Annotated in this window: 19 protein-coding genes; 15 read left to right on the top strand and 4 right to left on the bottom strand. The window is 72.3% G+C overall.

Annotated elements, in window-relative coordinates; translation table 11 throughout:
* The first annotated feature begins 262 nt into the window (after positions 1-262).
* The 3 genes from ACFVH5_RS36515 to sucD all read left to right on the top strand — a co-directional run bounded on the left by ACFVH5_RS36515 (position 263) and on the right by sucD (position 3,002).
* Entirely contained in the window at positions 263-460 is a 198-nt protein-coding gene (locus ACFVH5_RS36515; RefSeq protein ID WP_385837989.1) for a hypothetical protein, read from the top strand.
* 457 nt (positions 461-917) lie between these two features.
* Positions 918-2,096 carry an ADP-forming succinate--CoA ligase subunit beta gene (gene sucC / locus ACFVH5_RS36510; protein ID WP_385837988.1) on the top strand — a complete coding sequence of 393 codons (1,179 nt, stop codon included), beginning with the start codon at positions 918-920 and terminating at the stop codon, positions 2,094-2,096.
* Positions 2,097-2,117: 21 nt separating this feature from the next.
* Complete coding sequence (gene sucD / locus ACFVH5_RS36505) at positions 2,118-3,002, top strand: succinate--CoA ligase subunit alpha (protein ID WP_107015729.1); 885 nt, start codon at positions 2,118-2,120, stop codon at positions 3,000-3,002.
* 85 nt (positions 3,003-3,087) lie between these two features.
* Here sucD and ACFVH5_RS36500 read toward each other — a convergent pair whose 3' ends face one another.
* Entirely contained in the window at positions 3,088-3,978 is an 891-nt protein-coding gene (locus ACFVH5_RS36500; RefSeq protein ID WP_385837987.1) for an RNA polymerase subunit sigma-70, read from the bottom strand.
* A gap of 115 nt (positions 3,979-4,093) precedes the next feature.
* Between ACFVH5_RS36500 and ACFVH5_RS36495 the strand changes: the two genes are divergently transcribed.
* Entirely contained in the window at positions 4,094-6,298 is a 2,205-nt protein-coding gene (locus tag ACFVH5_RS36495) for a DUF6350 family protein (RefSeq protein ID WP_385837986.1), read from the top strand.
* 24 nt (positions 6,299-6,322) lie between these two features.
* Here ACFVH5_RS36495 and ACFVH5_RS36490 read toward each other — a convergent pair whose 3' ends face one another.
* The gene (locus ACFVH5_RS36490; RefSeq protein ID WP_385837985.1) at positions 6,323-7,117 is read right to left on the bottom strand and encodes a hypothetical protein; all 795 of its coding nucleotides are present in this window, start codon (positions 7,115-7,117) and stop codon (positions 6,323-6,325) included.
* A gap of 354 nt (positions 7,118-7,471) precedes the next feature.
* On the opposite strand from ACFVH5_RS36490, the gene purN reads away from it, so the two are divergent.
* Together purN and purH are read left to right on the top strand one after the other, a co-directional pair.
* A complete protein-coding gene (gene purN / locus ACFVH5_RS36485) occupies positions 7,472-8,101 on the top strand; it encodes a phosphoribosylglycinamide formyltransferase (RefSeq protein WP_384800368.1) in 630 nt (209 codons plus the stop codon).
* Positions 8,098-9,705: a bifunctional phosphoribosylaminoimidazolecarboxamide formyltransferase/IMP cyclohydrolase gene (gene purH, locus ACFVH5_RS36480; protein WP_385837984.1), complete on the top strand. Its 1,608-nt coding sequence runs from the start codon at positions 8,098-8,100 to the stop codon at positions 9,703-9,705. The genes purN and purH overlap by 4 nt, the downstream gene beginning before the upstream one ends.
* Before the next feature lie 124 nt (positions 9,706-9,829).
* Here purH and ACFVH5_RS36475 read toward each other — a convergent pair whose 3' ends face one another.
* On the bottom strand, positions 9,830-10,477 hold the full coding sequence (locus tag ACFVH5_RS36475) for a hypothetical protein (protein ID WP_384800362.1): 648 nt from the start codon (positions 10,475-10,477) through the stop codon (positions 9,830-9,832).
* 297 nt (positions 10,478-10,774) lie between these two features.
* Here ACFVH5_RS36475 and ACFVH5_RS36470 point away from each other — a divergent pair, with 297 nt between their 5' ends.
* The 4 genes from ACFVH5_RS36470 to ACFVH5_RS36455 all read left to right on the top strand — a co-directional run bounded on the left by ACFVH5_RS36470 (position 10,775) and on the right by ACFVH5_RS36455 (position 16,198).
* Entirely contained in the window at positions 10,775-11,629 is an 855-nt protein-coding gene (locus ACFVH5_RS36470; RefSeq protein ID WP_385837983.1) for a bifunctional methylenetetrahydrofolate dehydrogenase/methenyltetrahydrofolate cyclohydrolase, read from the top strand.
* A 478-nt stretch (positions 11,630-12,107) separates the two neighbouring features.
* Positions 12,108-12,692: a DUF3017 domain-containing protein gene (locus tag ACFVH5_RS36465; RefSeq protein ID WP_385837990.1), complete on the top strand. Its 585-nt coding sequence runs from the start codon at positions 12,108-12,110 to the stop codon at positions 12,690-12,692.
* 691 nt (positions 12,693-13,383) lie between these two features.
* Entirely contained in the window at positions 13,384-14,589 is a 1,206-nt protein-coding gene (locus ACFVH5_RS36460; RefSeq protein ID WP_385837982.1) for a DUF2690 domain-containing protein, read from the top strand.
* A gap of 619 nt (positions 14,590-15,208) precedes the next feature.
* Positions 15,209-16,198, top strand: a complete 990-nt coding sequence (locus ACFVH5_RS36455; protein WP_384800353.1) for a malate dehydrogenase — start codon at positions 15,209-15,211, stop codon at positions 16,196-16,198.
* Between the two features lie 64 nt (positions 16,199-16,262).
* Here the strand turns inward: ACFVH5_RS36455 and ACFVH5_RS36450 are convergent, their stop codons facing one another.
* Entirely contained in the window at positions 16,263-17,180 is a 918-nt protein-coding gene (locus ACFVH5_RS36450; protein WP_385837981.1) for a GNAT family N-acetyltransferase, read from the bottom strand.
* A 170-nt stretch (positions 17,181-17,350) separates the two neighbouring features.
* On the opposite strand from ACFVH5_RS36450, the gene ACFVH5_RS36445 reads away from it, so the two are divergent.
* The 5 genes from ACFVH5_RS36445 (at position 17,351) to ACFVH5_RS36425 (ending at position 24,699) form a co-directional block, all read left to right on the top strand.
* Positions 17,351-18,862: an aldehyde dehydrogenase family protein gene (locus ACFVH5_RS36445; RefSeq protein ID WP_385837980.1), complete on the top strand. Its 1,512-nt coding sequence runs from the start codon at positions 17,351-17,353 to the stop codon at positions 18,860-18,862.
* Positions 18,863-18,931: 69 nt separating this feature from the next.
* Positions 18,932-20,515 (top strand): GMC family oxidoreductase, encoded by a 1,584-nt coding sequence (locus ACFVH5_RS36440; protein ID WP_385837979.1) that lies wholly within the window; start codon positions 18,932-18,934, stop codon positions 20,513-20,515.
* Positions 20,515-21,729 carry a glycine betaine/L-proline ABC transporter ATP-binding protein gene (locus tag ACFVH5_RS36435; protein ID WP_385837977.1) on the top strand — a complete coding sequence of 405 codons (1,215 nt, stop codon included), beginning with the start codon at positions 20,515-20,517 and terminating at the stop codon, positions 21,727-21,729. The genes ACFVH5_RS36440 and ACFVH5_RS36435 overlap by 1 nt, the downstream gene beginning before the upstream one ends.
* Positions 21,729-23,726, top strand: coding sequence for an ABC transporter permease (locus ACFVH5_RS36430; protein WP_385837976.1), 1,998 nt, complete (start codon positions 21,729-21,731; stop codon positions 23,724-23,726). The genes ACFVH5_RS36435 and ACFVH5_RS36430 overlap by 1 nt, the downstream gene beginning before the upstream one ends.
* A gap of 1 nt (position 23,727) precedes the next feature.
* On the top strand, positions 23,728-24,699 hold the full coding sequence (locus ACFVH5_RS36425; protein ID WP_385837975.1) for an ABC transporter substrate-binding protein: 972 nt from the start codon (positions 23,728-23,730) through the stop codon (positions 24,697-24,699).
* Positions 24,700-24,822 lie beyond the last annotated feature (123 nt).

The following is a 24,822-nucleotide window of genomic DNA, read 5'->3' as shown; positions in this document are numbered from 1 at the left end:
CGAGGGCTTCCGCCCGGCACACCGAGAGCACGCACCAGACGCCGCCCGGCCCGCCCTCCGGGCGGACGTCGGGAATTTGACGACAGGACCTAGGGCCTGTCTGACCATTCCCGTCTGCCGGGCGACGTCATGCACGCTCCTCCAGCCTCCGGCCGGGGGCCCAGAGCACGCACCTGACGCCGCCCGGCCGCCCTCCGGGTGACGACGGGAATCGTCAGACAGGCCCTGGAGCCGGCCTTCCCCGCCGGCACTCGCGTGCGGCGTGACGGGCGACATCCGGCCGTTCGTGCGCGGCGCGGCCGGACGGGCCGGGTCCTTCGCCCACCGGCTGACCGGAGCCGTCGGGTCCGCCGCCGTCACGCAGGCCGCGAACGCGGTCGGTGGCGTCCAGGGCGTGGCCGGGTCCGGCACGCCGGGCCGGCTGACGCCCGGCCGGGGCGGGTCCGCGTACGGCCTCTGACCACCCCCGTCGTACGGCCGAGCGAGGCGGCCGACCGTACGGCACCCCTCCAAACGGCTTCCGAGCCGCATCCGACTCCGCTGGGCGCAGGCCCGTACGGCCGAAATCCGTTCGGTCCGTCCGGGCACGACCCCGCGGTGCGGGCCGGCGTTCCTCATTGGGGTGAGGACCGCCGGCTCACGCCCCTGAGGCCGGATTCAGGGGCTGTTCGCGGGGCCTCACCAGGCAAACCCCAGCCTGGTGAGGCCCTTTACTCTGGCAATCTGTGACCGTAATCACCGCCCAGGTGTGATCTGCGATTTACGACCCCACGGTCGGCGGAGATAACCTGCGAGACGGACATGCCGCGTGTCGGCCACCGTGCTCACGCCCTCCTTGTGACCGCGCAGTCACGTTGCCCTCGCGGCACGCCCACGCAGACAACGAACCGCGAATTACCTGATAGGGACGGACGCGCGTGGACCTGTTCGAGTACCAGGCGAGGGACCTCTTCGCCAAGCACGGTGTACCGGTGCTGGCCGGTGAAGTCATCGACACGCCTGAAGGGGCGCGCGCGGCGACCGAGCGACTTGGCGGCAAGTCCGTCGTCAAGGCGCAGGTCAAGGTCGGTGGCCGCGGCAAGGCCGGCGGCGTGAAGCTGGCCGCCACCCCGGACGAGGCCGTCGCTCGCGCGACGGACATTCTCGGCATGGACATCAAGGGCCACACGGTCCACAAGGTGATGATCGCCGAGACGGCCCCGGAGATTCTTGAGGAGTACTACGTCTCGTACCTCCTCGACCGCACGAACCGCACCTTCCTCGCCATGGCGTCCGTACAGGGCGGCATGGACATCGAGGAGGTCGCGGAGAAGACCCCCGAGGCCCTCGCGAAGGTCCCGGTCGACGCCGTCGAGGGCGTTTCGATCGAGAAGGCCCGCGAGATCGTGGCTCTGGCGAAGTTCCCGGCCGAGGTGGCCGAGCAGGTCGCCGAGATCCTCGTGACCCTGTGGGAGACCTTCGTCGCGGAGGACGCCCTCCTCCTGGAGGTCAACCCCCTCGCCAAGGTCGCCTCCGGCGCCGTGCTGGCGCTGGACGGGAAGGTCTCCCTGGACGAGAACGCCGAGTTCCGCCAGGCGGACCACGCCGCTCTTGAGGACAAGGAGTCGGCCAACCCGCTGGAGGCCGCCGCCAAGGAGAAGAACCTCAACTACGTCAAGCTCGACGGTGAGGTCGGCATCATCGGCAACGGCGCGGGTCTCGTCATGAGCACCCTCGACGTCGTCGCGTACGCCGGTGAGAACCACGGCGGCGTGAAGCCGGCCAACTTCCTCGACATCGGCGGCGGCGCCTCCGCCGCGGTCATGGCGAACGGCCTGGAGATCATCCTCGGCGACCCGGACGTCAAGTCCGTCTTCGTCAACGTCTTCGGTGGCATCACCGCCTGTGACGAGGTCGCCAACGGCATCGTCCAGGCGCTGCAGCTGCTCGCCGACAAGGGCGACGAGGTCAGCAAGCCGCTGGTCGTGCGTCTCGACGGCAACAACGCCGAGCTGGGTCGCAAGATCCTCTCCGACGCCAACCACCCGCTGGTGCAGCGCGTGGACACCATGGACGGCGCGGCCGACAAGGCCGCCGAGCTCGCGGCCGCGAAGTAAGGGACGAGGGACAGAACAGCCATGGCTATCTTCCTCAACAAGGACAGCAAGGTCATCGTCCAGGGCATGACCGGCGCCACGGGCATGAAGCACACCAAGCTCATGCTCGCTGACGGCACGAACATCGTCGGCGGCGTGAACCCGCGCAAGGCCGGCACGTCGGTCGACTTCGACGGCACCGACATCCCCGTCTTCGGCACGGTCGCCGAGGCCATCGAGAAGACGGGCGCCAACGTGTCCGTCCTCTTCGTGCCGCCGGCCTTCTCCAAGGCCGCCGTCGTCGAGGCCATCGACGCCGAGATCCCCCTCGCGGTCGTCATCACCGAGGGCATCGCCGTCCACGACTCCGCCGCCTTCTGGGCGTACGCGAAGTCGAAGGGCAACAAGACCCGCATCATCGGCCCGAACTGCCCCGGTCTCATCACCCCGGGCCAGTCCAACGCCGGCATCATCCCGGGCGACATCACGAAGCCGGGCCGGATCGGCCTGGTCTCGAAGTCCGGCACGCTGACGTACCAGATGATGTACGAGCTCCGTGACATCGGCTTCTCGTCGGCCGTCGGCATCGGTGGCGACCCGGTCATCGGTACGACGCACATCGACGCGCTCGCCGCGTTCGAGGCCGACCCCGACACCGACCTGATCGTCATGATCGGTGAGATCGGCGGCGACGCCGAGGAGCGTGCGGCGGACTACATCGCGAAGAACGTGACGAAGCCGGTCGTCGGCTACGTCGCGGGCTTCACCGCGCCCGAGGGCAAGACCATGGGCCACGCCGGCGCCATCGTCTCCGGCTCCTCCGGCACGGCCGCCGCCAAGAAGGAGGCCCTTGAGGCCGCCGGTGTCAAGGTCGGCAAGACGCCGACCGAGACGGCGAAGCTGGCCCGCGCCATCCTCGCCGGCTGACCGGCCGGTTCCCTGTTTGTCGGTACGCCGACGGGCCCGCACCCTCACCGGGGGTGCGGGCCCGTCCGCGTTGCCGGGCGGCTTCTCAGCGGAGTTGCGGGACGAGTCTCTCCGGCCCCTTGCCGAACATGCCGCGCAGTGTGGCGCGCAGCTCCAGGTCCTCCTCCGACAGGGGGCCAGGGCCGGAACGCGGCGGAACGCCGGGCACCTTCGTGGCCGGGGCCTGCGGAGCCTCGTAGTGATCCGGGGCCGTGTGCAGCGTGAACGCGGTGGAGCCGATGATCAGGACCGTGAAGGCGATGGCCGCGCGGGTCCAGCGGCGGGCCCGGCGCTCGCTGCCGGAGCGCACGACGACGGGCTTCGGGGCGGTCCGCAGCCGTTCCGTGCCGCCCAGCTCGGCGAGCCGCCGCCGCAGCTCCTCCTTCTCCGCCAGTTCGGGCAGGCGCCGGGCGACGGTCGCGCGCGCGTACAGCAGCCGGTTCGCCGCCGCCGGAGTGCTCGCCTCCGTCTCGGCCGCGGTCTCCGCCAGCCCGATGCCGACACCGTCGTAGAGGAGCAGGGTCCGCCGGTACACGGGCGGCAGATTCAGCAGTGTCGACAACAGCCGGCGGTCGTCCAGGGCGGACGGCGGCGGCTCCGGGGACCGGTGGCGCAGCCGCAGCCGATGCCAGGGGGACATCGCGTACTCGTACGCCGCCGCCCGCACCCAGCCCGCCGGATCCCGGTCGACCGCCACCTCGGGCCAGCGCTGCCACGCCAGCTGGAAGGCCCGCTCCACGGACTCCCGCGCCAGCTCACGCCGCCCGGTGAGCAGATACGCCTGCCGTACGAGGGCGGGGGCGGCGTACGCGTAGAGGGCGTCGAAGGCCTGAGCGGGCGTCAGGTCGGTGGCGGCGCCGTCGGTGTCGGTGCCGCCGGTCTCGGTATCGGTATCCGTATCCGTATCGGCGTCGGTGGGGGCAGCGGTCTGCGTCACCGGGCGCCCTTTCGTACGTAAAAGTACATAAAACATATATTGAGCGACACATCCGAGGTTCGCCTGTTACGACGGGAAAGCGCGTGTCGTTGGGAGCATGGCGGGTGTGACCCAGATGACCGATCGCAGCCCCGATCACAGGCCGGACCGCAGCCCGTCGTTGCCGCCGCCGCTCGCCCGGCTGGGCGAACGGTCGCCCGGCCTGGCCGCGGGCCTGGCCGGCGGCGCGCTCGCGGCGGGCCTTGGGCTGGCGGCGCTCGCCGTCCTCGTGACGGTCCTGTGGATCAGTTCGCCCTACCCGGACAGCGGCCCCGACGGGGCCCTGCACGTCGCCGCCGCGCTGTGGCTGCTGGCGCACGGCGCGGAACTCGTCCGCACGGACACGCTGTCCGGCGTACCCGCACCCATTGGTGTGACTCCCCTGCTCCTCGTCGCCCTGCCCGTGTGGCTGCTGCACCGCGCGGCGCGCGACGCGGCGGACGGCAAGACGGCCGACGGCGACGAGTCCGGGGCGCCGTCGCCCGCCGTCCGGGCCGCGTGGGCCGGAACCGTCGTGGGCTATCTGACGGTCGGCGCCGCCGCCGCGGTGTACGCCTCGGGCGGCGAACCGAGCCCGTCGTGGACGTCGGTCGTCCTGTGGCCGCCGCTGCTCGCGGTGACCGCGGCGGGAGCGGGCGTCTGGACGGCGTACGGGCGACCGCTCGGGCCGCTGCCACCGGCCGTGCGGCACGCTCTCGACACCCTGCGCCTCGGGTCCGTCGCGTCTCCGGACGCCGGACCGCGGCTCCTGGCCGCCGTACGCGCCGCCGCCGCCGGGGCCGCGGTGCTGGTGGGCGGCGGGGTCGTCCTCGTCGGTGTCTCGCTGGTGTGGCACGGGGGTCCGGCGCGGCTGTCGTTCCTGCAGCTCACGGACAGCTGGTCGGGCCGGTTCGCGGTGCTGCTGCTGGCGCTGGCGCTCATTCCGAACGCGGCGGTGTGGGGGGCCGCGTACGCGCTCGGCCCCGGGTTCGCGCTCGGGGCCGGTCATGCGGCGGGCCCGTTGCTGTCGGACCCCGGCTCGCGGCTGCCCCCCTTCCCCCTGCTGGCGGCCCTTCCGGACGCGGGCCAGGGGACAGCGCCCAACTGGTCGGCGGGAGCCGTGCCCCTGGTGGCCGGCGTGGTGGTGGCGTGGTTCACGGTCGGGGCGGGAGTGCCCGCCCGCACGCGTGCGGGCGGGCGAGAGGACGCGGCCTCGGCAGCCGCCCGGGGCGCGGCGGCCTGGTCGGCCGGACGTACCTCCGGGGCCCTGGCGCTCGCGGCGGCCCTGTGCGGCCTGGCCCTCGCGGTCCTCGCAGCCCTGGCGGGCGGCCCCCTCGGAGTCGCCGCGCTCGCCGACTTCGGCCCGGTCTGGTGGCAGACGGGTCCGGCCGCCGCGCTCTGGATCGCGGCGGTGGCCCTGCCGACGGGCCTGGCCCTGCGCTCCTGGCGCCTGCGCAGGCCCCGGACCCCTCGCGTCCGTTCCGCGGACCCGGGTGGCGTGCGGGGTTGGGCGCGCGGGGTGAGGGGTTTCCGCGTACGAGGGCTGGGGGGACGGGGCCTCGGCGTACGGGGCCTCTGGGCTCGGCGCGCACGGGACCCCGAGCGGTCCGCCGACGGGCAGGCGCCCCAGGAACAGCCGGCCGGGAAGCGGGCGACCGGGGAGCACTCGATCTACGAGTTCCTGGTCCACGAGCCTCCGCCGCCTCCGGCGACACAGGTGAAGGGGTCTTCCAGCCCGGCGTCCCCGCTGGACGCTTCTGCGGACCCGGTGGCTCCGCGTCCGGTGTCCCCCATGGACGGGTCCCCGAACCCGGCGTCCCCGGAGAACGGGTCTGCCACCCCGGAGTCCTCGACCCCCGAGTCCTCGGCGCACGAGCCGTTGGCGCAGGCGCCGTCGGGCCAAGGGGCACCCACCCAGGCGCCGCCGGCCCAAGCACCGCCCGCCCGGACGTCGCAGAACCCGTCGGCCTCGCCCGTGCCTCCGGCAGGACCCCGGGCCGGGCTCTCGTCCAAGGCCTCGCTCCGAGGCCCCTCCGGCTCCGCCGAACCGGAGCCGCCCTCGCGAACCCGCTGGTTCTCGCGGTTCCGTCCCGGACGGCGGGCGGAGACGGACCCCCGCACGGCCACCGGCAGTCGCACGGCCCCCGACCCCGACTTCGCGCCGTACGACTTCCTGCCGCCCTCCGACTCCTACGGTTCCCTCTGGCAGGACGACTGGCACGACGAGGTCTCGCGCGAGACCCGCTGGGCGGCGCTGAAGAAGGCGTCCGCCCCCGTCGACCGGGTCGACCCCCCGGACTGACGAGCGGGGGCATCCGCACCAGGGTCAGTCGCTGGTGCCCAGGAACCCCTGCAGCTGGTCCGGCAGCAGCGTGTCGCAGGACTTCTTCGCCGTGTTGGTGAGGGAGTCGTTCACACACGTGTAGTAGTCGCGGTACACGAGCTGCGCCGTGAACGTCATCGCGACCAGCGCGAGCGCCAGGGACGCCGTGACGAGGCCGCTGATCGCCGCGGTGGTCTGGGGCTTCGAGTCCCGGCCGGACGGCGCCGGGGTGTCCGGGTCCGCCGAGCGGGGCTTGGCGCGCAGGGCGCTGATCGACCAGTACAGGGCCAGCGCGCCGAGCAGCAACGCCACGTACGGCCAGCTGAAGAGGGCGAAGAAGAACGCCCACATGCCGGACAGCAGCGCGTACCGTGCGCGCCGCTGCGCGGGGTCGGTCGGGTCCCAGCGCATGCCCGCGCCGGGTCCGCCGGAGCCCTCCGGGCCGCCCTGGCCGCCACCGGGGCCGCCCGAGTTGCCGGAGCCCGGCCTGTCACCGAAACGGCCGCCCTGTGCGGGGCCCGGCTGCCGGTCGCTCCACTGGCTGCCCCAGGGGGAGCTGTCGTCCTCCTGGCCGCCCCTGCCGTCCTGACCCTGGCCGCCCGCGGGCCGCCGCGGCTGCCACGGCCGGTCGGGGGTGCCCTCCGGCGGCGGGGCGAAGGGGTTGTCGTCCGAGGGGTTTCCCTGCGTGCCGGAGCCCTGCCCGCTCTCGGGCACGTCGTCGCTCTCCCGCGGTGGAGTGGGAGAGGAGCGCCGCTCGCGCAGCAGGAGCGGAAGGCGTCGGAGACTTCGGTCCGGCATCAGGTGTGCGTCTTCCCCTTGGTGGTGTCGGGCGGTGGTGATCGGCGCTGGTGATCGGCGGGCAACTGTCCACAGAGTCGGCTACGCCTCCGGGGGCTCACTTCCCGGACATTCGTACCTGTACCTCTCCCTGGTCAACGTCCCGTGCGCAAAAGGCGTTCCCCTGCGCGGACCGTCTTCCCGGGGTGGTTCCTCCCCAGACGCTACCTTCCGGCCACGCCCCCGTCCCGTGGGGGCCGCCCGGTGTGCCGGTATCGTTGCTGGCGGTCGGCCGCTTCGTAGACTTCCCCGTATCCGGGGGCGCGAAGCATTCGTACGACCATACAAAGGCACTCCCCGAGAAAGGGCCCCGCCGTGGCCAAGGCCAAGCGCCTCGTCGTGCTGGTCTCCGGATCAGGTACGAATCTGCAGGCCCTCCTCGACGCGATCGCGTCGCAGGGAGTCGCCGGCTACGGAGCCGAGATCGTCGCGGTCGGCGCGGACCGCGAGAACATCGCGGGGCTTGAGCGCGCCGAGCGTGCCGGGCTGCCGACCTTCGTCCACCGGGTGAAGGACTACGGGACCCGTGACGAGTGGGACGCGGCACTGGCCGAGGCCACCGCCGCGTACGCCCCGGATCTCGTCGTCTCGGCCGGGTTCATGAAGATCGTGGGCAAGGAGTTCCTGGCCCGCTTCGGCGGCCGGTGCGTGAACACCCACCCCGCCCTGCTACCCAGCTTCCCGGGGGCGCACGGCGTCCGTGACGCCCTCGCCTACGGCGCGAAGGTCACCGGGTGCACCGTCCACTTCGTCGACGACGGCGTCGACACCGGCCCGATCATCGCCCAGGGCGTGGTCGAGGTCCGCAACGAGGACTACGAAGACGATGGGTCCGCTCTCCATGAGCGCATCAAGGAAGTCGAGCGAAGGCTGCTCGTCGATGTCGTGGGGCGGCTCGCCCGCAACGGCTATCGCATCGAGGGACGAAAGGTAGTTATCCAGTGACCGCCGAGAGCACAGGCAGCGCAGGCAGCGCCGGCAGCACAGACACGGCCGAGGGCAGCAAGCGGGTCATCCGGCGCGCGCTCGTCAGCGTCTACGACAAGACCGGACTCGAAGAGCTCGCCCTTGGCCTGCACGCGGCAGGCGTGGAGCTGGTCTCCACCGGTTCCACCGCCGCGAAGATCGCCGCCGCCGGGGTTCCCGTCACCAAGGTCGAGGAGCTCACCGGCTTCCCCGAGTGCCTGGACGGCCGGGTCAAGACGCTGCACCCGCGCGTGCACGCGGGCATCCTCGCCGACCTGCGGCTCGAATCCCACCGGGAGCAGCTCGGCGAGCTGGGCGTCGAGCCGTTCCAGCTGGTCGTCGTGAACCTCTACCCGTTCCGGGAGACCGTCGCCTCGGGCGCCGGCCCCGACGAGTGCGTCGAGCAGATCGACATCGGCGGCCCCTCGATGGTCCGCGCCGCCGCCAAGAACCACCCGTCCGTCTCCGTGGTCACCAGCCCCGAGCGGTACGCCGACGTGCTGTCCGCGGTCCGCGACGGCGGCTTCGACCTGCGCGCCCGCAAGCGGCTCGCCGCCGAGGCCTTCCAGCACACCGCCGCGTACGACGTCACCGTCGCCTCCTGGTTCGCGAGCGAGTACGCGCCCGCCGACGACTCGGGCTTCCCCGATTTCATCGGCTCGACCTTCGAGAAGCGCAACACCCTGCGCTACGGGGAGAACCCGCACCAGGGCGCCGCGCTGTACGTCGACGGGACGGGCGGTCTGGCCGACGCCGAGCAGCTGCACGGCAAGGAGATGTCCTTCAACAACTACACGGACACGGACGCCGCGCGCCGTGCCGCGTACGACCACGACGACCCGTGCGTCGCGATCATCAAGCACGCCAACCCGTGCGGCATCGCGATCGGCGCCAACGTCGCCGAGGCGCACCGCAAGGCGCACGCCTGCGACCCGCTCTCCGCGTTCGGTGGCGTCATCGCCGTCAACCGTCCCGTCTCCAAGGAGATGGCGGAGCAGGTCGCGGAGATCTTCACCGAGGTCATCGTCGCGCCCGAGTACGAGGACGGCGCGCTGGAGGCCCTCGCCAAGAAGAAGAACATCCGCGTGCTGCGCGCCCACCAGGGTCCGTCCGCGCAGGTCGAGGTCAAGCAGATCGACGGCGGCCGGCTCCTTCAGGTCACCGACCGTCTCCAGGCCGACGGCGACGACCCGTCCTCCTGGACGCTCGCGACCGGCGACGCCCTCTCCCAGGGCGAGCTGGACGAGCTGGCCTTCGCCTGGCGCGCCTGCCGGGCCGTCAAGTCGAACGCGATCCTCCTCGCCAAGGACGGCGCCTCCGTCGGCGTCGGCATGGGCCAGGTCAACCGCGTCGACTCCGCCAAGCTCGCCGTCGAGCGCGCGGGCGCCGAGCGGGCCCGGGGCTCCTTCGCCGCCTCGGACGCCTTCTTCCCGTTCCCCGACGGCCTGGAGATCCTGACCGCGGCCGGCGTCAAGGCAGTGGTCCAGCCGGGCGGTTCGGTCCGCGACGAACTGGTCGTCGAGGCGGCCAAGAAGGCGGGCGTCACCATGTACTTCACGGGGACGCGCCACTTCTTCCACTAGAACTCCGGCAGGACTCCGGCAGGACCCCGGTACGCGCCAGGGCCGTGTTCCCCTTCACGAGGCGGAACACGGCCCTTGGCGTGTGAACGGCGCGTGTACGACGTGCACGAGCCGTTTCCCGAGGTCAGTACCGCGGGCGCTTGAACCAGGCGGTGGCGGCGCCGTTCACCATCGAGGCGAGGATGATGCCGGCGATGGCCAGAGAGATGATCCCGCCGAAGGTGACGGAACCGCCGCCGCCCTGCACGGTGTTGCCGAGACCGCCGAGGATCATCAGCGACGCGTACACGATCGTCGTGACGCGGATGCCGGTGCCGCCGTTCTTGAACTTCACGCCCAGGAAGATCGACAGGGCGCCGATGCCGACCAGGAACGCCGCGAGCACGAAGCCCAGGCCCGCGAGGGTGTCGGTGTCGTCACCGCTGCCGAAGCCGTTCGACGCGTCCTGCGCGGCGCCGACCGCTATGCCGGCGATGATCCCGAACAGGATCTGCAGGCCCGCCAGGATGAACAGCAGGACGCGCGCGGTCTTCATCAGACCCGGCATCTCCATCGGTATGTGGTTCCCGCCCGGGTAACCGGGATACGCCGGCTGCTGCGGATAGCCGTAGCCATAGCCGGGCTGCTGCTGCGGGGCGCCCTGCGGGTAGCCGTAACCGGGCTGGCCCTGGGGCGGGTAGCCGGGCTGCCCCTGGGGCTGCTGCGGCGGATATCCGGGCTGCTGGCCCTGGGGAGGCGGGCCGTAGGGGTTGTTCGGATCGCCGAAACTCATGGCGTCTTTCCTCCGTCGTTGCGTCAAGTGCGGGGACGACGCGGCACATTTCGGAGGAAAGTTCTACAGATGCGGTTCGTCCCCCCGGTACTGTCCGCGGCACTGTGTCATTCATCGTCCTTAACGCGTCACTTATTTGTCCAGCCGGATACCGGCTGCGTTGTGCAAGTGCAACCTCGTCGATCATGGGGCGAAGCGGGACAGCGACAAGGCCGGGAGGGGTGTCGGGGGAGGCCCGGGGCCGTGGGTGGGGGGCCGGATTGGAACCGGGGCCCCGTCATCCGCGAGGATGGGCCCATGACCGCCCAGATTCTCGATGGCAAGGCCACCGCAGCCGCGATCAAGTCCGATCTGACCGTCCGCGTGGCGGCCCTGAAGGAGAGGGGCATCACGCCCGGACTCGGGACCGTCCTGGTCGGTGAGGACCCCGGCAGCCAGAAGTACGTCGCGGGCAAGCACCGCGACTGCGCGCAGGTCGGTATCGCCTCCATCCAGCGTGAACTGCCCGCGACCGCCACGCAGGAGGAGATCGAGGCGGTCGTCCGCGAACTCAACGAGGACCCGGCCTGCACCGGGTACATCGTCCAGCTGCCGCTCCCCAAGGGCATCGACGAGAACCGCATCCTCGAACTGATGGACCCGGACAAGGACGCCGACGGGCTCCACCCGATGAACCTCGGCCGTCTCGTCCTGAACGAGCCGGCCCCGCTGCCCTGCACCCCGAACGGCGTCCTCACCCTGCTCAGGCAGTACGGAGTGGAGATCAAGGGCGCCGAGGTCGTGGTCGTCGGCCGCGGTGTGACCATCGGCCGGTCGATGCCGCTGCTGCTCACGCGGCGCTCGGAGAACGCGACGGTCACGCAGTGCCACACCGGTACGCGTGATCTGGCCGCGCATCTGCGGCAGGCCGACATCATCGTGGCCGCGGCGGGGTCCGCGCACCTGATCCGCCCCGAGGACGTCAAGCCGGGGGCGGCCGTCCTCGACGTCGGCGTCTCCCGCAACGCCGAGGGCAAGATCGTGGGCGACGTCCACCCCGGGGTGGCCGAGGTCGCCGCGTGGATCTCGCCGAACCCGGGCGGAGTGGGCCCGATGACCCGCGCCCAGCTCCTCGTCAACGTGGTCGAGGCGGCGGAACGCAGTGCCGTCTGACCGCGAGCCGGCGATCCCGGCGGAGGAGGGGGCTGTGAGCCCGGCGAAGAACGATGCCCGGGGGGCGGGCGACGCGCCGACGCCGAGCCCGTCTCCGGTGACGACGCCGGCCCCGGCTCAGGCGACGACGACGGCTCCGGCCACGGCCGTGAAGTCGGCTCCGGCCGATGACGGAGGCCCGGCTCGGAAGGACACCGTTCAACCGGGATCCGGCCCGGCTCCGGCGCCGAGCCCGGCTTCGGACCTGGGCTCAGCCCCGGCTGCGGGACCGACCTCGGCATCAGCCGCAGCCGCAACCGCAGCCTCCGGCCCGGACCCGGACCCGGAACCGGCCCTGGCCGCCGGCTCGGCCTCGGCGTCACCCTCGGCCTCCGGCCCGACCTCGGCTGCGGGCCCGGGATCGGCCCCGGCTGCGGGACCGGCCTCGGCATCAGCCGCAGCCGCAGCCTCCGGCCCGGCCCCGAACCCGGAACCGGCCCTGGCCGCCGGTTCGGCCTCGGAAACGGCTGCGGCGCCGGACTCGGCGCCGGACTCGGCCTCGGGGCCGGATGCGGGAGCCGGGGCGGACGCGACAGTCGGCTCGGCTTCGGAAGCGGCGGCCGGAGCCGCTCAGGACGATGAGCTGACCGTCAGTGACGCCGTCAGTGCGCCCGGGCCCGACGGGGAGCCCCGGCGGGCCACGCGGCGGTTCCCCCTGTTCACCCGGGACACCGCGCGGCCCGAGGGCGGCGGCAGGGCGGCCCCCCGTGACGCGCCCGCGCCCGCACGGCAGTGGCCGATCCTCGCGGTCACCGGCCTGGTCGGGCTCGGACTGCTGCTGACCGCGCTCGACGCGTTCAAGGCGGGGACCCTGCTGATCGGCGTCGCCCTGCTCGTGGGTGCCGCCATGCGCTGGGTGCTGCCCGACGTGGGCATGCTCGCCGTCCGCTCCCGGTTCACGGACCTCGTCACGTACGGCGTCCTGGGGGCGACCATCGCCCTGCTCGCGATGATGGCGCAGCCGAATCCCTGGCTGGAGCTTCCGTTCCTGGACGACACGCTGCACTTCACGATCAGGACGTAGGCAGGTGCGCTCCGCTCGGTGCCTTCGGGGTCGAGCGGCGTGGGCATCCGCCGGTCCGCCGTGGCCGAGAGCGTAGGTCCCCGCGCCCCTGCGGGGCGTTCGGCTTCGGGGCGCTTGAAGCGGCGGCGCCCGTCCGTTCCCCCGAAGTACGGAGGGGCGCCGCCTGCAATCCAGGGTCATGGACGTGCCAATGGCCGTTCAATACCTGTCAGTCGCCTGTGGCAGGGCGGTGACCGTTCCGGCACCTCCCGCGCGCGGGGCGCGCAAAACGTGTCCTCGCCGGTACCGGTCGCCCAGGACGCCGTACGCGCCACCGTTTCCGTCGATAGCCTGGCGGACCGACCGCGGCCGTCGCCTCATCGTGACGGAGGCGAGCGGTCGACGATCCGATCTGCCCCTGGTGTGCGTGTGATCCCCCTGAAACCGCGAGTGACGCACGACGCCGCGCACGTCCCTGCCCGGCGGCCCGGCCGGCTCGTCAGCCGGGAGGCAAGTCGGTGGGACACTGGACCGCAGACCAGGGGGCATGCGACGGTGCATGCCCACAGGCCCGAATGCTCCCGTGCGCCCCCATCCCGGGAACTGAGATCCTGACCGAACGCATCCCTGTGGGTAGCCGGAACGGGGACTCGGCAGGGGCTTCACACGCGGGAAAAGACCAGCACGTACCGGGGGGAAGAGGGGGGTACCAATGCCTCGTTGGAGGCCCTTGCCGGATGAACTCGATCCGCAGGTAAGGGAGTTCGCCAGTCAGTTGCGCCGACTGGTCGACCGCGGTGGGCTGAGTATCGCCGCCGTGGCCGACCGCACGGGATACAGCAAGACGTCCTGGGAGCGGTATCTGAACGGCCGCCTGCTCGCGCCCAAGGGCGCGATCGTGGCGTTGGCCGAGGTGACCGGGACCAATCCCGTCCATCTGACGACCATGTGGGAGCTTGCCGAGCGCGCCTGGAGCCGTTCGGAGATGCGCCACGACATGACCATGGAGGCGATCCGGATCTCCCAGGCGCGCGCCGCGCTGGGGGAGTTCGGGCCGACTCCGGCCAAGGGGGGAAAGAGCGGGAAGCAGGCGCGTGCCGGGGGAAGCGCGACCGCGCCCAAGCCGGGTATCGCGGGGCCGGCCGGGGTGTCACCCACCGTGCCCCCGCAGAGCCCGGAGCAGGGGGACGAGCGCAGGCCGTCGTACGGGGCCGGCGGCGCCGAGGGTGCGGGCGCGAGGACCGGCGCGGATGCGCGAGGTGGCGGTTGGGGAGTCGTCGCCTCGCCCCCGGGATCGTCCGGTGTCTCCGGTTACGGTCCGGCGGGAGCGTACGGGCCGTCCGGCTCGGCCGGTCCCGCGCGGGCCGGCGGTCCGGCCGGGGGGCCGCCGCAGGACGCGCGGCCGGGAACCGGCGGTTCGCCCGACGGGCAGCGGCGCAAGCGGCGGCTCACCATGTTCCTCGCCGGAGTCGTGGGCGCGCTCGTGGTGGTGGCCGCGGCCGTGTACCTCACGAGTTCCGGCGGTGACGAGGGCAAGAACGAGGCCAAACCGAGCCCGAGCCCGACGGTGAGCAAGAAGCTGCCTGCCGGGGTCGAGTGCAACGGCACGGACTGCGCGGGCAAGGACCCGGAGAACATGGGCTGCGGCGGGACGCTGGCGCAGACCGTGGAGAAGGCCGTCGTCGGCACCGCGCAGGTCGAGGTCCGGTACAGCGAGACGTGCGGTGCCGCCTGGGCCCGTATCACCGCGGCCGGGGCGGGGGACACGGTCCGGATATCGGCCGGCTCGGCTGCCGCGCAGACCGCCGAGGTCGAGACGGACACCGACGCCTACACCCCGATGGTCGCGGTGAAGAGCGCCACAGGGGCGAAGGCCTGCGCGACGCTCGCGTCGGGCGTGGAGGGCTGCACGAAGTAGCCGGTCGCGTCACCGCACGCGACCCGGACGGGCGCCCGACTCCCTTGAGTCGGGAGCCCGTTGGCGTGAGGGAGGAATGGCGGACGTCCTTCGGGGCAGGCGGACCGTACCCCCACGGGAGTCCGGAGTGTTTTCGGCAGGATGGCAGCCCCCGAGCTGCCGACCGGCACCCCCACCTGGTGGCGGCCGTTGACCCACTCTCCCGGTTCAACGACCGCCACCTACCCCTCCAGGGGCGCGGGGAACGGCGCAGTCTTTTGCTTTTAAGGGGCGCAGCCGACAACGCACCAGCCCCCACCGCCCCGCACCCGACAACGCACCAGCCCTGCCGGGCGCAGCCCGCAACGCATCAGCCCTGCCGGGCGCAGCCGACAACGCACCAGCCCCGCCGGGCGCAGCCCAGACGGCCACGCCAACCCGCCGGGCACGGCCCTGTGGGGCGCCCCACAGGGCCCCGGCCGTCCGGGATCCCGGATGCGCGATAGCCTGACCGCTGGATCTCTCTTGACGCCGAGAGATCGATCATCGACACCGGTGATCGATCATCGCGCCGCCAGGGTCGGGATCCCGCACCCCGGGGCAGGGACGCCCCACCGTCAGCTGCCATACGGAGAACGCCATGACCCGCACTCCCGTGAACGTCACCGTCACCGGCGCGGCCGGCCAGATCGGTTACGCCCTGCTCTTCCGCATCGCCTCCGGCCAGCTGCTCGGCGCGGACGTGCCGGTCAAGCTGCGTCTGCTGGAGATCACGCCGGCGCTGAAGGCCGCCGAGGGCACCGCCATGGAGCTCGACGACTGCGCCTTCCCGCTTCTTCAGGGCATCGACATCACCGACGACCCGAACGTCGCCTTCGACGGCACGAACGTCGGTCTGCTCGTCGGCGCCCGCCCCCGTACCAAGGGCATGGAGCGCGGTGACCTCCTGGAGGCCAACGGCGGCATCTTCAAGCCCCAGGGCAAGGCCATCAACGACAACGCCGCGGACGACGTGAAGATCCTCGTCGTCGGCAACCCGGCCAACACCAACGCCCTCATCGCCCAGGCCGCCGCCCCGGACGTACCGGCGGAGCGCTTCACCGCGATGACCCGCCTGGACCACAACCGCGCGCTGACGCAGCTCGCGAAGAAGACCGGCTCCACGGTCGCGGACATCCAGCGCCTCACCATCTGGGGCAACCACTCCGCCACCCAGTACCCCGACATCTTCCACGCCACGATCGCCGGCAAGAACGCCGCCGAGACCGTGAACGACGAGAAGTGGCTGGCCGAGGAGTTCATCCCGACCGTCGCCAAGCGCGGCGCGGCCATCATCGAGGCCCGTGGCGCCTCGTCCGCCGCGTCGGCCGCGAACGCCGCCATCGACCACGTCCACACGTGGGTCAACGGCACGGCGGACGGCGACTGGACCTCCATGGGCATCCCGTCCGACGGTTCGTACGGCGTTCCGGAGGGCCTCATCTCCTCCTTCCCCGTCACCACGAAGGACGGCTCGTACGAGATCGTCCAGGGCCTCGACATCAACGAGTTCTCCCGCGCGCGTATCGACGCGTCGGTGCAGGAACTGACGGAGGAGCGCGAGGCGGTCCGCGCCCTCGGCCTCATCTAGGCCCGCTCATCCTCTGAGCCGTTTCACCACCGATCCCCGGGCGCCCGCCCGGGGATCGGTGCGTTCACGGCCCCTCGCCGGCGGTCGTGAGCGGCTTCTCGAACCAGTACCCGGCGTGCGGGTTGTCGCCGTACGCCGGGATCTCGGTGTACCCGCCGGTCCGGTACATCGCCGCCGCCTCCTTGAGGACCCTGTGCGTGTCCAGGCGTACGGTCCGGTGTCCGCGCCCGGCGGCGGCCCCCTCCAGTTCGGTGAGCAGCCGCCGCCCCAGGCCCAGCCCGCGTGCTTCCGGACGTACCCACAGATGCCGGATCTCGGCCGTCCCCGCGTCGAGCGCGCACAGCGCCCCGCAGCCGACGGCACGTTCCTCCTCGTACGCGACGAGGAGCGCGGCGATCCGCTCGGGGGGTACGAGGTCGGTGGCGGCGTACCCCTCGGGGAAGCGTTCGTCGAGTTCGGCGGCGTAACCGGCGAGGCAGGCGCGTGCGTCGGGCGAGGCCGCGTCGACGGGCCGTACCGTGATCGCGGCCAGCCGCAGCAGCCGTTCGGTGGCCGCGACCGCCTCGGTCAGCCGGTCCCGCTGGGTCTCGGTGAGCCCGCGCAGCAGCCCCTCGGCGAGGTCGTCCGCGCGGCGGTTCTGCTCCGCCAGTTCGGATCGTCCGGCCGGGGTCGGCTCCGCGAGGCGCAGTCTGCTGTCCGCGGGGTGCACGGTGACCCGTACGAGCCCCTGCTTCTCCAGCGCGCGCACCATCCGGCTCAGGTATCCGGCGTCCAGACCGAGCCGGGTCCGCAGCTCCCGCAGGGACGCGCCCGCTCCGATCTCGTACAGCAGCCGTGCCTCGCCGAGGGGTCGGTCCTGCCCGAGGTAGTGGTCGTCGAGCACCCCGATCCGGCGCGTGAAGTAGCGGTTGAAGCGACGCAGGACCGTCACGTGCGCCGCGGACACCCCGGGTCCGGGGACTGATGCCGATACCGACTCCATAATCTTTGACTTTAGTCAAAGAGTCGTCGGGGTGTCCATGTTTCGGGCGGCTTGTCAGTGACCCCGCGCACTTCGGCGGCGGGGTGCGCATGACATCGGGGCCGAGGGGCAGGTGCTCCCGGCCCCGAGAGTGACGGGCACGGAACAGGAACGGAAGGCAGCACCGGATCATGTCGGGACACCAGGCGCAGCAGACGATTCATGTGGACGGCGAGTGGCGTGCCGCCGCCTCGGGAGCCGTACGGGACATCCTCGACCCGGCGGACGCGAAGCCGTTCGCCGAGGTCGCCGAGGGCGGGGTGCCGGACACGGACGCCGCCGTCGAGGCCGCCCGGCGCGCCTTCGACCACGGGGAGTGGCCCCGCACACCCGTCGCCGAGCGGGCCGCCCTCCTGCGCCGCGTCGCCGACCTCCTCGTCCGCGACCGCGAGAAGCTCGGGCTCCTGGAGAGCCGGGACGCGGGCAAGACGCTGGAGGAGGGGCGGGTCGACATCGACTGCGTCGCCGACGCCTTCCGGTACTTCGCCGATCTCGTCGTCGGCGAGGGCGGCGGCCGGGTCGTCGACGCCGGCTCGGACGACATCCACAGCGTCGTCGTGCACGAGCCCGTCGGCGTCTGCGCGATGATCACGCCCTGGAACTACCCGCTGCTGCAGGCCAGCTGGAAGGTCGCCCCGGCCCTCGCCGCGGGCAACACCTTCGTCCTCAAGCCCAGCGAGATCACCCCGCTGACCACCGTCGCCCTCATCGGGCTGCTGGTGGAGGCCGGGCTGCCCGCCGGAGTGGCCAACCTCGTCACCGGCCCCGGGCACAGCGTCGGCGCCCGGCTCGCCGAGCACCCCGGCGTCGACCTCGTCTCCTTCACCGGCGGACTCGCCAGCGGTACGAAGGTCGCGCAGGCCGCCGCCCTCACGGTGAAGAAGGTCGCCCTCGAACTCGGCGGCAAGAACCCCAACGTCGTCTTCGCCGACTCCTGCGCCACCGAGGAGGGCTTCGACACCGCCGTCGACCAGGCCCTGAACGCCGCGTTCATCCACAGCGGCCAGGTCTGCTCGGCGGGCTCCCGCCTGATCATCGAGGAGTCGGTGCGCGACCGGTTCGTCACCGAACTGGTGCGCCGCGCCGGGCTGATCCGGCTCGGCCGCGGTACCGAGGACGGCGTCGAGTGCGGCCCGCTCGTCTCCGCCGAACAGCGCGAGAAGACCGAGGGGTACGTGGCCGCCGCCCTGGCGGAGGGCGCGGTGCTGCGGACCGGCGGCGCCCGCCCCGACCCGTCCGACCGGCTCCCCGCGACCGGCTACTTCTACGAGCCGACCGTCCTCGACCAGTGCCACCGCGAGATGCGCGTCGTACGGGAAGAGGTCTTCGGGCCCGTCCTGACGGTCGAGACCTTCCGTACGGAGGACGAGGCCGTGGCGCTCGCCAACGACACGGAGTACGGACTCGCGGGAGGCGTCTGGACCGCCGACGCGGGGCGCGCCCGGCGCGTGGCCGGCCGGCTGCGGCACGGCACCGTCTGGATCAACGACTTCCACCCCTACCTTCCGCAGGCGGAGTGGGGCGGCTTCGGCAAGAGCGGCGTCGGCCGCGAGCTGGGCCCCGCGGGCCTCGCCGAGTACCGCGAGACGAAGCACGTGTACCAGAACCTCGCCCCGAAGCCGGTCCGCTGGTTCGCGGGCTGACACCCGGCACCCCTTCAAACGGCCCTCACGCCGCCCCCCACCTCACAAGGCCCCCTGGAGCGCCACCGCATGCCCGAAAACAAGCGCGAGCCCGACAGCACGTACACGCACACGTATGAGCCCGAGCACGAGCCCGAGCACACGTACGACTACGTCGTCATCGGCGGCGGTACCGCGGGATCCGTCATCGCCTCCCGGCTCACCGAGAACCCCGAGGTCACCGTCGCCGTCATCGAGGGCGGCCCCAGTGACGTGGACCGGGACGACGTCCTGACCCTGCGCCGCTGGATGGGCCTGCTCGGCGGGGAGCTCGACTACGACTACCCGACGACCGAGCAGCCGCGCGGCAACTCGCACATCCGGCACAGCCGCGCCCGCGTCCTCGGCGGCTGCTCCTCGCACAACACCCTCATCGCGTTCAAGCCGCTGCCGTCCGACTGGGACGAGTGGGAGGCGGCGGGCGCCGAGGGCTGGGGTTCGGTCCCGATGGAGGCGTACTTCCCGCGCCTGCGCAACAACATCGTCCCGGTCGACGAGAAGGACCGGAACGCCATCGCCCGCGACTTCGTGGACGCGGCGCAGTCGACGCTCGGCGTGCCCCGCGTGGAGGGCTTCAACAAGAAGCCGTTCACCGAGGGCGTCGGCTTCTTCGACCTCGCGTACCACCCGGAGACCAACAAGCGCTCCAGCGCGTCCGTCGCGTATCTGCACCCCTTCATGGACGAGCGCCCCAACCTCCACCTGTACCTGGAGACCTGGGCGCACCAGCTGGAGCTGGACGGCACCCGGGCCCGCGGGGTCCGGGTGACGACGAAGGACGGCGACGGACTCCTCGTACGGGCCCGTCGTGAGGTCCTGCTGTGCGCCGGCGCCGTCGACTCGCCCCGGCTGCTGCTGCACTCCGGCGTCGGGCCGCGCGAGGACCTCGAAAAGCTCGGCATACCCGTGGTCCACGACCTGCCGGGTGTCGGCGAGAACCTGCTCGACCACCCCGAGTCGGTGATCGTCTGGGAGACCGACGGGCCGATCCCCGAGAACTCCGCGATGGACTCCGACGCGGGTCTGTTCGTACGGCGGGACCCCGAACGGGCGGGCCCCGACCTGATGTTCCACTTCTACCAGATCCCGTTCACGGACAATCCGGAGCGCCTCGGCTACGAACGCCCCGAGCACGGCGTCTCGATGACCCCGAACATCCCCAAGCCGCGCAGTCGCGGCCGGCTGTATCTGACCAGCGCCGACCCGGCCGAGAAGCCCGCCCTCGACTTCCGCTACTTCACGGACGAGGACGACTACGACGGCCGCACCCTCGTCGACGGCATCAGGATCGCCCGCGAGATCGCGAAGACCGAACCGCTCGCGCACTGGCTCACCCGCGAGGTGTGCCCCGGCCCCGACGTCACCGGTGACGAGGAACTGAGCGCGTACGCGCGCAAGGTCGCCCACACCGTGTACCACCCGGCGGGCACCTGCCGGATGGGCGCGGCGGACGACCGGCTCGCCGTCGTGGACCCCGAGTTGCGGGTCCGCGGCCTCGACGGCCTCCGGATCGCCGACGCGTCCGTCTTTCCGACCATGCCCGCCGTGAACCCGATGATCGGGGTCCTCATGGTCGGCGAGAAGTGCGTGGACCTGCTGGGAGGCGGTGCGTGATGAGTACGACGACCACTGTTCAGGAAGCCGCCGCCGAGCGCGCGGGTGCCGAGGACATCAAGGGTGCCGAGCCCGTCTTCTCCGTGGACGGCCTGTGGAAGGTCTTCGGCCCCAAGGCGGACCGGGTCCCCGCCGACCCCGAACTGGCCGCCCTCTCCGCCGCCGAACTCCGCTCCCGTACCGGCTGCACGGCCGCCGTCCGGGACGTGAGCTTCGATGTGCGCAAGGGCGAGGTCTTCGTCGTCATGGGCCTGTCCGGCTCGGGCAAGTCCACCCTCGTCCGCTGTCTGACCCGGCTCATCGAGCCGACCGCCGGCACGATCGCCATCGACGGCGAGGACGTGCGGGCCATGGACAGGGCGCGGCTGCGCGCACTGCGCCGCCACCGTGCCGCGATGGTCTTCCAGCACTTCGGCCTGCTCCCGCACCGATCCGTGCTCGACAACGTCGCGTACGGGCTTGAGGTCCAGGGGGTGCCGAAGCGCGAGCGGCGGGCGAAGGCGCAGGAGGTCGTCGCCAAGGTCGGCCTCGAAGGCATGGAGCAGCGGCGGCCCGGTCAGCTGTCCGGCGGCCAGCAGCAGCGCGTCGGACTCGCGCGGGCGCTGGCGGTGGATCCCGAGGTCCTGCTCTTCGACGAGCCGTTCAGTGCTCTCGATCCGATGATCCGACGAGACATGCAGGAGGAGGTGATCCGGTTGCACGGCGAGGAGGGCCGCACGATGGTGTTCATCACGCACGACCTGAACGAGGCGCTGCGCCTGGGCGACCGGATCGCCCTCATGCGCGACGGCCGCATCGTCCAGTTGGGCACGCCCGAGGAGATCGTGGGCTCGCCCGCCGACGACTACGTACGGGAGTTCGTCCGGGACGTGCCGCGCGAGCAGGTCATGACGGTCCGCAGGGCCATGCGGGCCGCGTCGGCGCAGGAGGCGGGCGAGGGGCCGGCCCTGTCGCCGGAGGCCACGGTCTCGCAGGCCATCGAGGCGGTCGCCCGCTCGGGACAGACCGCCCGCGTGGTGGACCAGGGACGCTGCCTCGGAGTCGTGGACTCGGACGCGCTGCTGGAGGTGGTGGCGGGGACGGCCACCCGGTCGGTCGGATCCACCGGGTCGGTCGGGTCGACCGGGTCGGCCGGGTCCGCTGATGCGTCCGGGGCCTCCGGGGCCTCCGGGTCCGCCGGGTCCTTCGGGTCGGCTCGCGAAGGGGTGGCCTGATGGCCACGGCCACCGCGCACGCTCCCCGTACGGCCCTGCCCGGCTTCCTCGGCTTTCTCCGGCGCCCGGCCGTCGGCAAGCTCGTCCTGCTCGCCGTCGCCGCGGCCGTCCTCGTACCGCTGGCCGACTCCCGCTGGGCGAGCGGCAGTTGGCCGGGCGCCCTCACCGTCGACCTCACCGAACCCCTCGGCAGGGCCAGCACCTGGATCATCGACAACCGCGACAGCCACCCGCTGTTCCTCTACTTCTTCGGGCACGTCTCGAACGCGGTCGTCCTCGCCGTACGCGCCGTCTACCTCGTCCTGCTCGCCGCGGGCTGGGCGGGCGTCACGGCCGCGGCGGCACTGGTCGCCTGGCGGGTCGCCGGGGTGCGGCTCGCGCTCGGCACGGCCGCCGCGGTCCTGACCTGCGGGCTGCTCGGTATGTGGGTGCCCACCATGCAGACCCTCGCGCTCATGGTGGTCGCGGTCCTCGCGTCCGTCGCCCTGGGCGCGCTGCTGGGCCTCGCCGCCGGACTCTCCGACCGTACGTACCGCGCACTGCGGCCCGTCCTCGACACCATGCAGGTGCTCCCGGCCTTCGCGTACCTCCTGCCGGTCGTCCTCGTCTTCGGCATCGGCGTCCCGGCCGCGGTGCTCGCCACCGTCGTGTACGCGGCCCCGCCCATGGCCCGCCTCACCGCGCTCGGGCTGCGCGGCGCCGACGCCGGCGTGATGGAGGCCGTCGAGTCACTGGGCACCACCGCGCGGCAGCGGCTGTTCACGGCCCGGCTGCCGCTCGCCCGCAAGGAACTCCTGCTCGGCCTCAACCAGACCATCATGATGGCCCTTTCCATGGCCGTCATCGCGTCCGTCATCGGCGCGGGCGGCCTCGGCGACCGCGTCTACCAGGCACTCGCCTCGGTCGACGTGGGCGCCGCGCTCGCCGCCGGCATCCCGATCGTGCTGCTCGCGGTCGTCCTGGACCGGGTGACGGGAGCGGCGGGAGCGGAGGGATCGGCGGCTTCGACGGGGGAGGGGTCCGAAGGGACCGGCTCCCGCTGGACGGGCCGGACCGGCCGGACCGGCTGGGTCCTCGCCGCCGTCGCCGCACTGGCCGTCGCGGTCGCCGGACGCCTGGCCGGCCGGCTCGACTGGCCCGAGACCTGGATCGTGAACATCGCCGAGCCGGTGAACCGCGCCGTCGACTGGATGACCGACCACCTCTACTCCGGCGTCCCCTACGTGGGCGGCACCGCCGACTGGGCGGCCCACTTCACCACCGGCGTCCTGAACCCGGTGCGCGACGGCCTGCAGTGGCTGCCCTGGTGGGCGGTCCTGCTGACCGTCGCCGCGCTCGCCTGGCTGATCGGCACCTGGCGCACCGCGCTCACCGCAGTCCTCGCGATGGCCGCGATCGGTGTGCTCGGTGTGTGGCAGCCGTCCCTCGACACGCTCTCGCAAGTTCTCGCGGCGGTCGCGGTCACGCTGGTCCTCGGCTTCGGCACGGCCGTCGCGGCGGCCCGCAGCGAACGCTGCGAACGCCTCCTGCGCCCCGTCCTGGACGTCTTCCAGACCATGCCGCAGTTCGTCTACCTCATACCCGTCGTGGCGCTCTTCGGCGTCGGCCGTGCCCCCGCGGTCGCCGCCGCGGTCGTCTACGCGCTGCCCGCCGTCGTCCGCATCACCACCCAGGGCCTGCGCACCGTGGACCCGGCGGCCATGGAGTCCTCGCGCTCCATGGGCGCGACCGGCTGGCAGCAACTGCGCCAGGTCCAACTGCCGCTGGCCCGCCCCGCCCTGCTGCTCGCCGTGAACCAGGGCGTCGTCCTCGTCCTCGCCGTCGTCATCATCGGCGGTCTGGTCGGCGGTGGCGCGCTCGGTTACGACGTCGTGTTCGGGCTCGCCCAGGGCGACCTGGCCACGGGTCTGGTGGCCGGCGCGGCGATCGTCTGCCTCGGCCTGATGCTCGACCGGGTCACGCAACCGACGCGGCGCCGTACGAAGAAGGGAGCCTGAGATGCGTACACGTGTGACACGTACGACCGGTGCGCTCGCGGTCGGCTGCTCCTTGCTGGTGCTGACGACCGGCTGCGGAGCCGCCGACATGACCAAGCAGTCCTCGCCCTTCGCCAACGCGCAGGGCGCGAAGACCGTGACCCTCTCCACGCAGTCCTGGGTCGGCGCGCAGGCCAACGTGGCCGTCGCGCAGTACCTGCTGGAGCACGAACTGGGCTATCGCGTCGACACCGTCCAGGTCGACGAGGTGCCCGCGTGGGACGCGCTCAGCCAGGGCCGCGTCGACGCGATCCTGGAGGACTGGGGCCACCCCGAGCAGGAACAGCGGTACGTCGAGGACAAGAAGACGATCGTGGACGGCGGCGGCCTCGGCGTCACCGGGCACATCGGCTGGTTCGTACCGACGTACTTCGCGAAGCAGCACCCCGACGTGACGAACTGGAAGAACCTCAACAAGTACGCCGACCGGTTGCGCACCGCAGAGAGCGGCGGCAAGGGGCAGTTGCTCGACGGCTCACCCTCCTACGTCACGAACGACAAGGCGCTGGTGAAGAACCTGGACCTCGACTTCCAGGTGGTGTTCGCCGGTTCGGAGGCGGCGCAGATCACGCAGATGCGGCAGTTCGCCAAGGAGAAGAAGCCGTTTCTCACGTACTGGTACTCGCCGCAGTGGCTCTTCAAGAAGGTGCCGATGACCGAGGTGAAGCTGCCCGCGTACAAGGAGGGCTGCGACGCGGAGCCGGAGGCGGTCGCCTGCGCGTATCCGCACACGCCGCTCCGCAAGTACCTCAACGCGGACTTCGCGAAGTCCGACGGCGGGGCCGCCGCGTTCCTGAAGAAGTTCAAGTGGACGACCGAGGACCAGAACGAGGTCTCCCTCCTGATCGCGGACCAGAAACTGTCCCCGGAGGAGGCGGCGAGGAAGTGGGTACGGGGCCATGAACGCACGTGGAGGGCGTGGCTGGCCAAGTAGCACTGACGGGGCGGGGCGGGGCGGCTGGCGTCCGTCCGTCGGCCGCGGCCCGGTGGGGGTTGCCCGCGCAGTTCCCCGCGCCCCCCCGGTGGGGGGGGGGGGCCGGGCGCAGAAGTGGCGGTG

Origin of the sequence: Streptomyces sp. NPDC127119 (assembly GCF_042677425.1) — a bacterium.
Classification (GTDB): Bacteria; Actinomycetota; Actinomycetes; order Streptomycetales; family Streptomycetaceae; genus Streptomyces.
This window is presented reverse-complemented; position numbering and strand designations above follow the sequence as displayed.

What these genes read in the sequence shown, in the direction of transcription:
- sucD (WP_107015729.1), top strand. Translation starts at nt 2,118, where the DNA reads ATGGCTATCTTCCTCAACAAGGACAGCAAGGTCATCGTCCAGGGCATG.
- ACFVH5_RS36495 (WP_385837986.1), top strand. Translation starts at nt 4,094, where the DNA reads ATGACCGATCGCAGCCCCGATCACAGGCCGGACCGCAGCCCGTCGTTG.
- ACFVH5_RS36490 (WP_385837985.1), bottom strand. Translation starts at nt 7,117, where the DNA reads ATGCCGGACCGAAGTCTCCGACGCCTTCCGCTCCTGCTGCGCGAGCGG.
- ACFVH5_RS36475 (WP_384800362.1), bottom strand. Translation starts at nt 10,477, where the DNA reads ATGAGTTTCGGCGATCCGAACAACCCCTACGGCCCGCCTCCCCAGGGC.
- ACFVH5_RS36470 (WP_385837983.1), top strand. Translation starts at nt 10,775, where the DNA reads ATGACCGCCCAGATTCTCGATGGCAAGGCCACCGCAGCCGCGATCAAG.
- ACFVH5_RS36460 (WP_385837982.1), top strand. Translation starts at nt 13,384, where the DNA reads ATGCCTCGTTGGAGGCCCTTGCCGGATGAACTCGATCCGCAGGTAAGG.
- ACFVH5_RS36455 (WP_384800353.1), top strand. Translation starts at nt 15,209, where the DNA reads ATGACCCGCACTCCCGTGAACGTCACCGTCACCGGCGCGGCCGGCCAG.
- ACFVH5_RS36450 (WP_385837981.1), bottom strand. Translation starts at nt 17,180, where the DNA reads ATGGAGTCGGTATCGGCATCAGTCCCCGGACCCGGGGTGTCCGCGGCG.
- ACFVH5_RS36445 (WP_385837980.1), top strand. Translation starts at nt 17,351, where the DNA reads ATGTCGGGACACCAGGCGCAGCAGACGATTCATGTGGACGGCGAGTGG.
- ACFVH5_RS36440 (WP_385837979.1), top strand. Translation starts at nt 18,932, where the DNA reads ATGCCCGAAAACAAGCGCGAGCCCGACAGCACGTACACGCACACGTAT.
- ACFVH5_RS36435 (WP_385837977.1), top strand. Translation starts at nt 20,515, where the DNA reads ATGAGTACGACGACCACTGTTCAGGAAGCCGCCGCCGAGCGCGCGGGT.
- ACFVH5_RS36430 (WP_385837976.1), top strand. Translation starts at nt 21,729, where the DNA reads ATGGCCACGGCCACCGCGCACGCTCCCCGTACGGCCCTGCCCGGCTTC.
- ACFVH5_RS36425 (WP_385837975.1), top strand. Translation starts at nt 23,728, where the DNA reads ATGCGTACACGTGTGACACGTACGACCGGTGCGCTCGCGGTCGGCTGC.